The 12,706-nt window shown below is 68.6% G+C and carries 12 protein-coding genes; 9 read left to right on the forward strand and 3 right to left on the reverse strand.

Features of this window, described 5'->3' with window-relative positions; translation table 11 throughout:
• Positions 1-96: 96 nt before the first annotated feature.
• Positions 97-1,581, reverse strand: coding sequence for an AAA family ATPase (locus ACZ75I_RS00445; protein WP_005420987.1), 1,485 nt, complete (start codon positions 1,579-1,581; stop codon positions 97-99).
• 123 nt (positions 1,582-1,704) lie between these two features.
• Between ACZ75I_RS00445 and ACZ75I_RS00450 the strand changes: the two genes are divergently transcribed.
• The 9 genes from ACZ75I_RS00450 to ACZ75I_RS00490 all read left to right on the forward strand — a co-directional run bounded on the left by ACZ75I_RS00450 (position 1,705) and on the right by ACZ75I_RS00490 (position 10,678).
• Complete coding sequence (locus tag ACZ75I_RS00450; RefSeq protein WP_005420986.1) at positions 1,705-2,334, forward strand: ParA family protein; 630 nt, start codon at positions 1,705-1,707, stop codon at positions 2,332-2,334.
• Between the two features lie 49 nt (positions 2,335-2,383).
• Positions 2,384-2,860: a SixA phosphatase family protein gene (locus ACZ75I_RS00455; RefSeq protein WP_061479387.1), complete on the forward strand. Its 477-nt coding sequence runs from the start codon at positions 2,384-2,386 to the stop codon at positions 2,858-2,860.
• Between the two features lie 4 nt (positions 2,861-2,864).
• Entirely contained in the window at positions 2,865-3,482 is a 618-nt protein-coding gene (locus ACZ75I_RS00460; RefSeq protein WP_180870067.1) for a YceI family protein, read from the forward strand.
• Positions 3,479-5,533, forward strand: coding sequence for a phospholipase D family protein (locus tag ACZ75I_RS00465; protein WP_346477253.1), 2,055 nt, complete (start codon positions 3,479-3,481; stop codon positions 5,531-5,533). The genes ACZ75I_RS00460 and ACZ75I_RS00465 overlap by 4 nt, the downstream gene beginning before the upstream one ends.
• A gap of 10 nt (positions 5,534-5,543) precedes the next feature.
• A complete protein-coding gene (locus tag ACZ75I_RS00470; protein WP_180870065.1) occupies positions 5,544-5,978 on the forward strand; it encodes a hotdog fold thioesterase in 435 nt (144 codons plus the stop codon).
• Positions 5,979-6,096: 118 nt separating this feature from the next.
• Positions 6,097-6,888 (forward strand): lysophospholipid acyltransferase family protein, encoded by a 792-nt coding sequence (locus tag ACZ75I_RS00475; RefSeq protein WP_061479384.1) that lies wholly within the window; start codon positions 6,097-6,099, stop codon positions 6,886-6,888.
• A gap of 52 nt (positions 6,889-6,940) precedes the next feature.
• Positions 6,941-7,930, forward strand: a complete 990-nt coding sequence (locus ACZ75I_RS00480; protein WP_061479400.1) for a YheT family hydrolase — start codon at positions 6,941-6,943, stop codon at positions 7,928-7,930.
• A 56-nt stretch (positions 7,931-7,986) separates the two neighbouring features.
• On the forward strand, positions 7,987-10,056 hold the full coding sequence (locus tag ACZ75I_RS00485) for a tetratricopeptide repeat protein (protein ID WP_072167383.1): 2,070 nt from the start codon (positions 7,987-7,989) through the stop codon (positions 10,054-10,056).
• Between the two features lie 10 nt (positions 10,057-10,066).
• Positions 10,067-10,678: a YbhB/YbcL family Raf kinase inhibitor-like protein gene (locus ACZ75I_RS00490; RefSeq protein WP_180870063.1), complete on the forward strand. Its 612-nt coding sequence runs from the start codon at positions 10,067-10,069 to the stop codon at positions 10,676-10,678.
• A 130-nt stretch (positions 10,679-10,808) separates the two neighbouring features.
• Here the strand turns inward: ACZ75I_RS00490 and ACZ75I_RS00495 are convergent, their stop codons facing one another.
• Together ACZ75I_RS00495 and ACZ75I_RS00500 are read right to left on the reverse strand one after the other, a co-directional pair.
• Positions 10,809-11,636, reverse strand: coding sequence for a DUF4377 domain-containing protein (locus tag ACZ75I_RS00495; RefSeq protein WP_472958564.1), 828 nt, complete (start codon positions 11,634-11,636; stop codon positions 10,809-10,811).
• 73 nt (positions 11,637-11,709) lie between these two features.
• Positions 11,710-12,504 carry an undecaprenyl-diphosphate phosphatase gene (locus tag ACZ75I_RS00500; protein ID WP_154350024.1) on the reverse strand — a complete coding sequence of 265 codons (795 nt, stop codon included), beginning with the start codon at positions 12,502-12,504 and terminating at the stop codon, positions 11,710-11,712.
• Positions 12,505-12,706 lie beyond the last annotated feature (202 nt).

The following is a 12,706-nucleotide window of genomic DNA, read 5'->3' on the forward strand; positions in this document are numbered from 1 at the left end:
GGGGCCGCCGTAAACCCCCAGTCCGGCCAAGCGCGGCTTTTGATGTTCACAGCCAACCAGCCGCCACGAGGGGCTGCGCCGTTCGCTGGAAACCCCTCAGTCGTCTGCAGAAACCGTCCGCCCCGACGCCCATGCCCGCAGTGCCTCTACCTGCTCGGCCATCAGCACCGACAGCGGCCGCGTCGCACGGATCTCGTTCATCAGCAGCTCGGTATCCAACGGCCGGCCTTCGGCGTGCGCTGCATACAGTCCGGCCACGATCGCCTGCTCGATCTCCGCGCCGGAGAAACCATTCGCCGCGGCCGCCAACGCCGGCAGCGCGAAGTCGTCACCATTGAGCTGGCGCCGGCCCAGGTGCAGCCGCAGCAGTTCCACGCGCACTTCGGGGGTGGGCAGGTCGACGAAGAAGATCTCGTCGAAACGCCCCTTGCGCAGCAGCTCGGCCGGCAGTTCGTGCACCTGGTTGGCGGTGGCGACGATGAAGACCGGCGCCTTGCGTTCGGCCATCCAGGTCAGCAGGTAGCCGAGCACGCGGCGCGATACGCCACCGTCCTCGCCACCACTGGCCAGGCCCTTCTCGATCTCGTCCATCCACAGCACGCAGGGCGCCAGCTGCTCGGCCGAGGCCAGCGCCTGGCGCAGGTTGGCCTCGGTCTCGCCGTGGTACTTGTTGTACAGCGCACCCACGTCCAGGCGCAGCAGCGGTACACCGAAGCCGGCGGCGGTGGCCTTGGCCAGCATTGATTTGCCGCAGCCCTGCACGCCCAGCAGCAACATGCCGCGCGGCGGGTCCAGGCCGGCCGGTGCCGAGCCGGCGATGAAGGCCACCCGGCGCTGGCTGATCCAGCGCTTGAGCCGGTTGGCGCCGGCCACGTCGCCGAAGCGTGCGCTGTCGTGCTCGAAGAACAGGTGGCCGCTGCGGTTGAGCAGCTCGAACTTCAGCCGTGCCAGCTGCGGCAGGTCGTCGTCGCGCAGCGCGCCATCGGCGTAGATCAGCTGGCGGGCGATGCGGCGGGCATCGACCAGGCTCAGGCCCTGCAGGTTCTTCAGGATCTTCTTCACCGCCTCGCTGTCGACCTCGACACGGCGGCCGCCGTGTTCGCGCGCATAGGCGTCGGCCTCCTCGCGCAGCATCTTCAGCAGGGCGTTGGCATCGGGCAGGCGCGGGTTGAAGCGCACCGCCAGCGCTTCCAGCTCGGCCGGCAGCTCGACCTTGGCGCCGATCAGCACCAGCACGTGCGGTTCGCTGTGGCGGCGCTGGATCAGGTCGCGCAGTGCGCGCTGGTGGCTGGCATAGCCCAGGTAGGGGTGGAAATCGAGCAGCAGGTAGACACCGCGCTGATCAGCCTGGCGGATCATCTGCAGCGCGGCGCTGGCATCGGGCGGGCCGACCGGCGGATCCTCGCGGTCCAGGTCGATGCGGCGCAGGCCCTCGGTGATGGACCAGCGGTGCAGGGCCCGCCACACGTGCATCAGCGTCTGCCGGAACAGTTCGACGATGCGCCCCTCATCCTGGGTTTCGATCACGATCAGGGGGGTATTGGCGCGGATCAGTGCGCTCAGGTCCTGCAGTTCGCTCATGCCGGTTCGATCCTTCGGGGGCGCCACGATAGCAAAGGCGATGGCCACGGGTTCAGCACGGCGCTACCTCCCGTCACCACCGCCGGTGTACGCTCGGGGCACGTACCCGGAAGCGAGGCTGGCATGAAGACGATCCTGGTGGCCGGTTCCAAGGGCGGGGTGGGCAAGACCACCGTCGCCACCCACCTGGCCGCGTACGCGGCATTGCAGGGCAAGGCCACGGTGATCGCCGATGCCGACCCGCAGGGCTCCAGCACCCGCTGGGCACAACGGCGTGCCGGGCTGGAAAGCGCGGTGCTCCCCATCGATGTGTATCGGAAGAAGCAGTGGGCGCAGAAGCTGCCCGACGGTACCGATACCGTCATCATCGATGCACCCGCCGGTGCGCTGGCCGACGATATCCCCCATTTCCTGGACGCGGCCGACGCCGTGGTGGTGCCGGTGCTGCCCTCGGCGCTGGATATCGAAGCCATCGTCGGCTTCCTCAACAGCCTGGCCCAGAACCCGCGCGTGCACAGCCGCAAGCTGCCGGTAGGGCTGGTCCTCAACCGCACCAAACCCTGGACCCAGACCTCGCAGCAGGCATTGCAGATGCTGGCCGAATGGCCGTACCCGGTGGTCGCGCAGCTGCGTGACAGCCAGAGCTACGTGGTCATGACCGGCCTGGGCCGCAGCCTGTTCGACTATCGCTCCGCCCAGGTGCGCGAACACCAGGCCGACTGGGAACCGCTGCTGTCCTGGCTCAAGCTTTGATGCCTGCCTCACTTCTCCTGCTGCATCCTCTTCTCCATGGAAACCCGCGATGCGTGAACTGATCCTGCTGCGCCATGCCCATGCCGAACCCGCCGTTTCCGGCCAGGCCGACCTCGACCGGCCGCTGTCGCCGGTAGGGCTGGCCGAAGCTGAAGCCGCCGGCAAGTGGTTGAAGGAAAACAAGCTGCTGCCGGACTGCGTGCTGTGCTCGCCGTCGCGACGTACCCGTGAGACCCTGGAAGCGGTGATGACGGCCATCGGCTATGTCGAGAAGCGCCTGGAAGACCGGATCTACGAAGCCACCCCGGGCACCCTGGCGGCGCTGGTGGACGAGCGTCGCGACCTGGACCGGGTGCTGATCGTGGGCCACAACCCGGGCCTGGAGCAGCTGGTGGCCCTGATGACCGACGGCACCAGCAGCGACTACCGCGGCATGCCGCCGGGCGGCGTGGCCGTCCTCGGCTTCCCGCGCGAGGTCTCGATCGAGCCGGGCGTGGCCAGCCTGAACGCGTTCTGGTGGCCGTGATCCGATGAGCCAGGCGCGGCGCAGCCGCTTCCTGCTGCCCGCGTTGCTGGCGCTTGGCCCGGCCTGGGCCGCTGTACCCCCACCAACCCCGTTGCCGCCGGTGTCCGTCGAAGCACCGCGGGTACTGCGCCTGGATACCCAGCGCTCGCGGATCGGTTTCGAGGTGCGGACCCGTTTCGGCCAGCGCATCGAAGGCGTATTCCCGCACTTCGAGGGGCGCATCGAGATCCTGTCCGACGGGCGCCACCAGGTGCACCTGAAGATGTTCACCCGTTCGGTGGAGATCCCTGGCAAGGCGCGCTACACCGGCTGGATGCGCGGCGAAGAGTTCTTCGATGCAGGGCGCCATCCGGTAGTCGAGTTCGACTCGCTGCCGTACTGGCCGGAGACGGTGGAACAGGGCGGCGACATCAACGGCCGGCTGACCCTGCGCGGCGTCAGCCACCCCGAGTCGCTGCGGGTCGAGAAGGCGGAGTGCGCCCGACCCGGCTATGATTGCGATGTCGTCAGCCGCGGTACCGTGCAGCGAGGCCGGTATGGAATGGACAGCTGGCAGCTAGCCCTGAGTGACCGAGTGACCTTCGTATTACGTGCGCGCCTGAGCGAGGCGCCGAAACCGTGAACCTCCTGCTGCGTTTACTGGCGCTGGCAACGGTGTTGCTGGGCAGCGGCTGCGCGTCGCTGTCGCATGCCGAGCGCGACCGTGCCGAGGCGATCGCCGTGCAGGCGCGCTCGACCGAGGTCGATTGCCGGCGCGACGACCGCTGCGCGCAGGACTCACCGCTGCGTGCGCTGGCCGGCCGGGCGTTCACCGAATCCACCCCCGGACAGCCGCGCCACTACGCCACCCTGCTCGACGAGGGCGAAGGTGCGCTGGTGGCGCGCCTGAACCTGCTGCGCAGCGCTACCCGCAGCATCGACCTGCAGACCTACATCTTCGACAAGGACGACAGCGCCCGGCTGGTCATCGACGAGCTGCTGGCTGCATCGCGGCGCGGGGTGAAGGTGCGCGTGCTGATCGACCAGCTCTCGGCGATCTCCGACCTGCAGATCCTCGGCGCGCTGTCCGGCGCGCACCAGAACTTCCAGCTGCGGGTCTACAACCCGACCTTCGGCAAGGCCCGGCTGAACTACTTCGACTATGCCGGCAGCGTGCTGTGCTGCTTCCGCCGCTTCAACCAGCGCATGCACAACAAGCTGCTGGTGATCGACGATGCGATCGGCGTGGTCGGTGGCCGCAACTACCAGGACGACTATTACGACTGGGACCGCGAGTACAACTTCCGCGACCGCGACGTGCTGATCGCCGGCCCGGAGGCGCGGGCGATGGCCGCCAACTTCGATGCCTTCTGGCATGCCAGGCGCAGCGTGCCGGCCGAGCGCCTGAACGATGTCGGCCGCACCCTGCTGCGCGAGGGCGTGCCGACCCTGCCGCCGGCCAGCTTCCGCCGCCCCGAGCGGGTGCAGCGGGTCAGTGCCGAAGCCAATGACATGGACTTCGTCAGCCGTTCCTTCGTCGATACCGCCTTGCCGGTGGCCTCGGTGCGCTATGTCGCCGACCTGCCACGCAAGCACCGGCGCGAGAAGGCCGATGCGCCGCTGGCGGGCCAGCACGTGACCGAGCCGCAGCTGGATGCGCTGATCGCCGGCGCGCAGGAGGAAGTGATCCTGCAGACGCCGTACCTGGTGTTGTCCAAGCCGGCGCAGAAGCTGTTCCGCGAGCTGCGCAAGCGCCCGCAGCCGCCGCGGGTGGTGGTGTCCAGCAACAGCCTGGCGGCCACCGACAACCCGATCGTGTATGCGCTGTCGTACAAGTACAAGCGGCGCAACATGCGCGAACTGGGCTTCAACATCTTCGAGTACAAGCCGTTCCCGCTGGATGCACCGGTCGACTACCGCAACCTGCTGCCTGATCCGATCGCCGCGCCCGGGGGTGACGACGACGGCGGGCGCAATCCGCTGATCGGCGGCAGCGCCGCGGGCAGCAATGCCGGCGACAGCCGCGATCGCGATGAGCACCCGGCACCCACCGGCAAGCAGCTGGCGGTGAACCCGCGCACCGGCAGTGCCTACCAGAACGCGCGCGAGCGCCGCCGCGCGGCCGGCAGCGAGGTCGAGACCCGCCTGCTGCGCACCGAGACCCGGCCCTCCTTCCTGGGCAGCAAGGCGGTCAACAAGCCGTTGCCGGTCACCCGCAAGGGCGCGCGCATGGGCCTGCATGCCAAGTCGCTGGTGGTCGATCGCCGCATCGGCGTGGTCGGCACCCACAACTTCGATCCGCGCAGCGAGAACTACAACACCGAAGGTGCGGTGATCATCGATGACCCGGCCTTCGCCGAGCAGCTGGCCGAGAGCATCCTGCGCGATATCCACCCGCAGAACTCGTGGACGGTGGCGCCGCGGGCCAAGCCGCCGGTGCTGTCCGGGCTCAACTACAGCGTCGGCAAGGCCTCCGAGGCACTGCCGATCCTCGACTTCTGGCCGTGGCGCTATGCCACCGACTACGAGTTCAAGCCCGGCCCGGACTGCCCGCGGCCGCTGCCCCGGCAGGACCCGGACTTCCACCGCTGCTATGTCGCCGTGGGCGATTTCCCCGAGGTCAATGTCGGCCCGAAATGGCTGCTGGTCCGTATGCTCACTGCATTCGGCGCCGGCCTCGTTCCCATCCTCTGAAGGTGCCCGCATGACCCTGGTGTTCCGCGAAGCCGTTTCCCTCGAGCAGCTCAACACGCTCAGCCGCAACACCGCGATCGAGTCGCTGGGCATCGTCTTCACCGCGGCCGGCGACGATTGGCTGCAGGCCACCATGCCGGTGGACGAGCGTACCCGCCAGCCCTACGGCATCCTGCATGGCGGCGCGTCGGTGGTGCTGGCCGAGACCCTGGGCAGCAGCGCCGGCAACCTGTGCGTGGATACGGCCAAACAGATCTGCGTAGGGCTGGAGATCAACGCCAACCATGTACGCGCCGTTCGCTCGGGCACCGTGACCGGCACCGCACGTGCACTGCACGTCGGCCGCAGCACCCAGCTGTGGGAGATCCGCATCGAGGACGAGCAGGGCCGCCTGGTGTGCATCTCGCGGCTGACCCTGGCGGTGGTGGCGGCCGGCCACGGCTGAGCCCCGGACGGCCGGTGACGGCAGCGGAACCCAGCGTTCCCCGCCGATTGCCCCGGTCGATGGGTGTTATGGCCTAAATCGGCTGGCAGCGATGACGGCCCTCCGGTATCGTGCGCGGATGACTTCCCCCACTCCGGCCCCCCGCGGCGGCGTGGCGCGTGTGTGCCGTTACCTGTACCGCGTACCGCTGCTGTTGGTCCACATCGTTGTGTTCCTGCCGCTCATCCTGATCGGCATGCTTCGGCCGTGGGGCGAACTGCGCGTGGGCGAGGCGACCCTGGGGGCCAAAGTGGTCAACTGGTGGCAGGGCGGGCTGATGTGGATCTTCGGCTTCCGCCTGGTGCAGATCGGTACGCCGTTGCCCGGCGCCGTGCTGTTCGTCGCCAACCACGTCAGCTGGGTCGACATCTGCATCCTGCACAGCCAGCGCATGATGGGCTTCGTCGCCAAGCGCGAGATCGCCAGCTGGCCGTTGGTCGGTTGGCTGGCCGCGCGTGGCCAGACCATCTTCCACCAGCGCGGCAACACCGAATCGCTCGGTGGCGTGATGCAGGTGATGGCCGATCGCCTGCGCGAAGGCAAGGCGGTGGGCGTGTTCCCGGAAGGGCGCACCCGCGGCGGCCACGAAGTAGGCCCGTTCCATGCCCGCATCTTCCAGGCCGCGGTTGAAACCGGCGTGCCGGTGCAGCCGGTGGCACTGGTGTACGGGCTCAAGGGCGATGCGCAGACCATTGTCGCGTTCGGCCCCGGTGAGAGTTTCTTCGCCAATTTCCTGCGCCTGCTCGGTGAGCCGGCGCGGCGTGCAGAAGTGCACTTCCTGGCACCGATCGGTGCGCAGGACCTGGAAGGCCGTCGGCGCATCGCGGAGACGTCGCGCGCGCGCATCGTGGCGGCCATGAGCTCCGAGTGAGGGTGCGGTGGCCCTGATCCCGCCACCCGTCCTGGACGCCGGCACGCCGACGCTGCACGCGGCTGACTACCAGCCGCCGCGCTGGCTGCGCAATCCGCATCTGCAGTCGATGCTCAGCTCCAGCCGCATGCGCCTGCAGCGCGGCCTGCTGCTGCTGGCCGCGACCGGTGCGATCAGCGAAGAACTGATCCTCGACGGCGGTGATGGCGTGCGCCTGCAGGGCTGGCACAGCCACATCGAAGGCCGCGAACCCAAGGGCATGGCCCTGCTGCTGCACGGCTGGGAAGGCAGCGCCGAATCCAGTTATATGCGCATGGCGGCCGCGCGCATGCTCGAACAGGGCTTCGACGTGGTACGGCTGAATTTCCGCGACCACGGCAATACCCATCATCTCAACCCCGGCATCTTCCACTCCAACCTGATCGACGAAGTGGTGCATGCCGCGGGCGATATCGCCCAGCGCTGGCCGCAGTTGCCGCTGGTGGCCGCCGGTTACTCGCTGGGCGGCAATTTCGTGCTGCGCCTGGCCCAGCGCGCGCCAGCGGCCGGCGTGCCGCTGCTGCGCGTGGCCTCGGTATGCCCGGTGCTGGATCCGGCGCTGACCATGGAGAGCATCGAGAACGGCCCGGCAATGTACGACTGGTACTTCCGCCGCAAGTGGGCCGGTTCGCTGCGGCGCAAGCGCGACCTGTTCCCCGAACTGAGCGACTGCGACGACCGCGTACTGAAACTGGACATCCGCGCGCTGACTGCCTGGCTGGTCGAGCGCCACACCAGTTTCGGTTCGTTGCAGGCCTATTTCGATGGCTACTCGATTGCCGGCGATCGGCTGTCCACGTTGCAGGTGCCGGCCGACATCCTGATGGCGCAGGACGACCCGGTGATCCCCTACGCGACCTTCAGCGACTGGCAGCTGCCGCACCAGGCGCATCTGGAAACCGCCAGCTGGGGCGGACACTGTGGCTTCCTGGAAAACTGGCGCGGTGACGGCTTCTCCGAGCGCTGGGTGGCGCAGCGCCTGCAGCGCGTGCTGCAAGGCTGAACCGGCACGGGCGCGCAGGCCGCTACAATGCGGGTTTGCCCTTGAACCGGACCGCCATGCAAGACCAGATCATCCAAGCGTTGCGCCAGAACGAGGCCGACCAGGCCGTGCAGCTGGCCCAGGCGTGGACCCGTGATGAACCCGGCCAGGCCGAGGCCCACCGCTGGCTGGCGCTTGCGCTGCAGCAGCAGGGCAAGGCCGAGGACGCGATGGAGGCCCTGCAGCAGGCGCTGCAGCTGGCCCCGGACAACGCCCAGCTGCACCTGCAGCACGCTGGCCTGCTGCTGGCCCTGCGCCAGTTCGACGGCGCCGGCGAAGCACTGACGCGCACCACCGGGCTGGACCCGAACGCATTCGCCGCGTACCTGATGCAGGCCCACCTGGCGATCGGTCGCAACGATTTCGATGAAGCGCAGCGCCTGTCCACGCTGGCCTCGCGTGTCGAACCGGACCACCCGGAGCTGCTGACCATCGATGGCATGATCGCGCTGCGCCGCGATGATGCCGATCGCGCGCTGACGCTGCTGTCGGCCGCCAACCAGGCCCTGCCCAACGACATCCGCGTGCTTTACGCACTGGGCTTCGCCTACCTGGGCAAGAACATGCTGGCCTTCGCCGAGCAGGCGTTCCGCCGCGTGCTGGAACTGAACCCGACCATCGCCTCGTTGCATGGCCTGGTGGTGCAGCTGGCCATGCGCCAGGGCAACCTGGAAGCTGCGGCAGAAGCGATGCAGATCGCGCTGCAGCAGGAAGGCCTGGATACGCCGTCGATGCGCCGCCTGGCTGGTGAACTGGCACTGCGCAGCGGCCAGCCGCTGCAGGCGCTGGAACACCTGCTGCCGTTGCTGGAATCGCTGCCTGATGACCGCGACGTGCTGCAGCTGCTGCTGATGTCCTGGCAGCGCCTGGGTCGCGAAGACGAGGCCCGCGCACGCCTGGATGCCGCCCTGGAGCAGCACCCGCAGCTGCACGACCTGTGGCTGGCACGCCTGGCGGTGGAGGAGGTCGGCAGTGCCACCGCCGCCGCCACGGTCGAGCGCTGGATGGACGCGATGCCGGGCCACCTGCCGGCGCTGGAAGCGCGCCTGCGGCTGCACGACATGGTGGGCGAACACGCGCAGGCCGAAGCGATCGCCGAGCGTATCGTCAGCCTCGAACCGGGCCGTGTCAGTGGCGAAACCCGCCTGGTCGAAGGCCTGCTGCAGCGCGATCCGGCCGCTGCCGTCGCCCGCGTGCAGGCGCTGATCGGCATGGCGCCGGAAGGCCACCGTGCCGACCTGCGCACCTGGCTGGGCGAGATCCAGGATCGCGCCGGGCAGCACGAAGACGCGCTGCAGACCTGGCTGGCCCTGCAGGCCGACCAGGCCCCGCAGCGCCTGCCGCTGCCGCCGCAGGCCAAGGCACCGCCGAGCTGGCCGGACAAGGGCGAGATCGACGGTGATGCCACTTCCGCGCCGATCTTCCTGTGGGGTGCGCCCGGGTCGGGCGTGGAGCGCGTGGCGACCGGCCTGGCTGCGGCCAGCCCGGTGCTGCGCAGCGACCGCTATACCTCCAACGCACCCGACGACGCGTTCCAGAACTACCACACGCTGCAGGATCTCGCTTCGGGCGTGCTGACGCCGGAGCGGCTGGTGCAGCGCTGGCGCGAACAGCTGCCGTCGCGCGGCGTGCAGGACGACGCGATCATCGACTGGCTGCTGTGGTGGGACAACGCGCTGCTGTGGGCGCTGCGCCCGCAGTTGCCGCAGGGCCGCCTGCTGGTGGTGCTGCGCGATCCGCGCGACATGCTGCTGGACTGGGTGGCCTACGGTGCCGCCGCACCGCTGGCGATGACCTCGCTGGCCGAAGCCAGCGAATGGCTGGCGCGCGCGTTGGCCCAGGTCGCCGCCCTGCACGAGGACGATCTGTACCCGCAGGTGCTGCTGCGCATCGACCAGATCGGCAACGATCCGCAGGCGATGGCCGAACTGCTGGGCCGACTGTTCGAGCGGCCGATGCCGCCGGCCGCGCAGCTGGGCGCGCCGCGCTTCCCGCCGGGCCACTGGCGCAACTACCGCGACGTGATGAGCGCCGCCTTCGCCAAGCTCACCCCGATCGCGGTGCGCCTGGGTTACCCGGAAGAGTGAGGACACGCCGATGCAACTGAGCAGCCACAGCCTGACCAACGGTGCACCGATCGACCGCGAATTCGCCGCAGGCGATGCCGCGGGCTTCGCACCGGACCGCAATCCGCACCTGGCCTGGAGCGATGTGCCGGAGGGCACCCGTTCGTTCCTGCTGGTATGCGTCGATCCGGACGTGCCGACCGTGCCGGAGACGGTCGGCCGCACCGACATGAGCGTGCCACGCGACCAGCCGCGCTGTGATTTCGTGCACTGGGTGATGGCCGATATTCCGGCTTCGGTGCGCGAGATTGCCGCAGGCAGCTGCAGCGACGGCTTCGTGGTGAAGGGTAAGGCCACGCCGGCCGGGCCGGCCGGCAGCCGCCAGGGCCTGAACGACTTCACCGGCTGGTTCGCCGGCAACCCGGACATGGCCGGTGACTACCTGGGCTACGACGGCCCCTATCCGCCGTTCAACGACGAGCGCGTGCACCGCTACTTCTTCCGTGTGTTCGCGCTGGACGTGGCATCGCTGCAGCTGCCGGCACGTTTCACCGCCGCCGACGCGTACCGGGCCATGCACGGCCACGTGCTGGCCGAAGCGGCACTGCACGGTACCTACACCTTGAACCCCGCATTGGCCTGAGCGGGCAATGTGCTTCTGTAGAGCCGAGCCCATGCTCGGCTGCTTTTCCCGATAGACAGCAGCCGAGCATGGGCTCGGCTCTACAACGCACAATGAAGAAGGGCGGCCTTTCGGCCGCCCTTCTGTCGTTTTACTTCTTCTCGATGGCCGACTCGACCACCATGTCCAGCACATACGCCTGCGACGGCGCATCGGCCGGCGGGTTCTTCACTTCGTAGCGCTTCACGCGCACCACGTTGCGCACGCCGTCTTCGTGGGTGTAGCCCTCGATGTTGCCGTAGAAGTTCTCGAACTTGCCCGGCTCACCCTGCTTCAGGCCCTTGTCGTCGAACTTCACTTCGCGCACCTGCAGGCACTGGTAGTCCGGAATCAGCGGGTGCGAGCACTTCTCGGTCTTCGCGGCCACTTCCAGGAACACGGTTTCGCCGGCGCCGCCGTAGCGGGTTTCAGCGGTCGGTTCCGGGTTGAACACCAGCACGTCGCCCTTGGCGGTGGTCAGGGTCAGCTTGCCATCGGCATCCTGCTCGGCCTTCAGCTCGCCCTGCAGGCGGCTCGACACGGCTTCGTCCAGCGCCATCAGCGCCTTGTCGGTGCAGGCCATCATGGTCGAGGCCATCGCACTGACCGTCAGCTTGCCGTCGGCCAGGGTGTAGCCGCCGCCCATGCGGTTGCAGGTGTTGCTGACCGACAGGCGGCTATCAGCGAAGTCCAGGGTGACCGGCTTGTCTTCGCGGGCGAACAGTGCGTCGATGCGCTTGCCGTCGGCGCCGGTGGCCTGCTGCAGCAGCCAGTGCTGGCTCTGCAGGCGCTGCGCATCCAGATGTGCCAGCGTCTGCTGGTCCGCTGCCTTGGTCGCGGCCGGGGCCACGTCGTCGCCGCCATTGCCGGCCGGGGCCGGGGTCTGGCTGCAGGCGGCCATCAGGGCCAGCGGGAGGAGCAGGGTGAGCTTGCGGTTCATGGTGATTCTCCTTGGGGAACCGTGGGGGAAACGGGGTGGGGCCGGCCATGGGGTTACCGTGCCCCAGTGCTGTTCAGCTGCCGGAGGGCAACCACAGCAGCAGCGCCGCGCCCAGCGCGATGCGGTAGAGGGCGAAGGCGGTGAACCGGTGCGACTTGATGTAGCCCATCAGCCACTTCACTACGACGAAGCCGGTGATGGCCGCGGCAAGGAAGGCCACGCCCACCTCGGTCCAGTTCTCGCTGCCCAGCTGCCCGTCCCTGGCCAGTTCCAGGAAGGTGTAGGCGCTGGCGGCGAACATGGTGGGAATGCCGACCAGGAACACGAACTCGGCGGCAGCGGCGCGGCGGCTCAGGCCCAGCAGCATGGCCAGGAAGATCGCCGAGGCCGAGCGCGAGGTACCGGGGAACACGCCCGCCACCACCTGCGCCAGGCCGACGCCGATCGCCACGGTCCAGGTCACCTGGTCGCGGTCGGGCAGGCGCGCGGTGTAGGCCTCCACCAGCAGCATCCAGACGCCACCGATGATCAGTGCCCAGGCCACCGGGCTGACCGTCTCCGGCAGCGACCAGCCGGCCTTGCGCACCACCAGGCCGACCACGGCGGTGACCAGGAAGGCGGCGCCCAGCTTGAACAGGTACTCACGGTTCTCGCGTTGGTTGAAGCCGGTGGCCAGCTGCAGCAGGCGCTGGCGGAACACCAGCACCACGGCCACGATCGCGCCAGCCTGGATGACGATGTTGAAGAAGTCCGAGCGGGCACCCAGCCAGTGCTGGGCGATGAGCAGGTGGCCGGTGCTGGAGATCGGCAGGAATTCGGTCAAGCCTTCGAGGATGCCCAGCAGCAGGGCGGAGAGCAGGTCGGACATGGACGGTGCGGGCACGCGCGGCGGAAGGAAGAAGGTCGAGAGGATAGACGATCCCTGCTGCACCAAACGGGTGCGTCTGATGGCGGGTGCACCGGTTTGGTGCGCAACGTTCTGCACCAGCGCGGGGCAGCCATATTGAAATCAACAACTTGCGGGTATCAAAAAGTTGGCACGGTCATTGCTGTACCTCAGCAGGCATTCA

It is taken from the genome of Stenotrophomonas sp. X (assembly GCF_055721025.1).

What these genes read in the sequence shown, in the direction of transcription:
- ACZ75I_RS00455 (WP_061479387.1), top strand. Translation starts at nt 2,384, where the DNA reads ATGCGTGAACTGATCCTGCTGCGCCATGCCCATGCCGAACCCGCCGTT.
- ACZ75I_RS00470 (WP_180870065.1), top strand. Translation starts at nt 5,544, where the DNA reads ATGACCCTGGTGTTCCGCGAAGCCGTTTCCCTCGAGCAGCTCAACACG.
- ACZ75I_RS00495 (WP_472958564.1), bottom strand. Translation starts at nt 11,636, where the DNA reads ATGAACCGCAAGCTCACCCTGCTCCTCCCGCTGGCCCTGATGGCCGCC.
- ACZ75I_RS00485 (WP_072167383.1), top strand. Translation starts at nt 7,987, where the DNA reads ATGCAAGACCAGATCATCCAAGCGTTGCGCCAGAACGAGGCCGACCAG.
- ACZ75I_RS00500 (WP_154350024.1), bottom strand. Translation starts at nt 12,504, where the DNA reads ATGTCCGACCTGCTCTCCGCCCTGCTGCTGGGCATCCTCGAAGGCTTG.
- ACZ75I_RS00445 (WP_005420987.1), bottom strand. Translation starts at nt 1,581, where the DNA reads ATGAGCGAACTGCAGGACCTGAGCGCACTGATCCGCGCCAATACCCCC.
- ACZ75I_RS00460 (WP_180870067.1), top strand. Translation starts at nt 2,865, where the DNA reads ATGAGCCAGGCGCGGCGCAGCCGCTTCCTGCTGCCCGCGTTGCTGGCG.
- ACZ75I_RS00490 (WP_180870063.1), top strand. Translation starts at nt 10,067, where the DNA reads ATGCAACTGAGCAGCCACAGCCTGACCAACGGTGCACCGATCGACCGC.
- ACZ75I_RS00475 (WP_061479384.1), top strand. Translation starts at nt 6,097, where the DNA reads ATGACTTCCCCCACTCCGGCCCCCCGCGGCGGCGTGGCGCGTGTGTGC.
- ACZ75I_RS00450 (WP_005420986.1), top strand. Translation starts at nt 1,705, where the DNA reads ATGAAGACGATCCTGGTGGCCGGTTCCAAGGGCGGGGTGGGCAAGACC.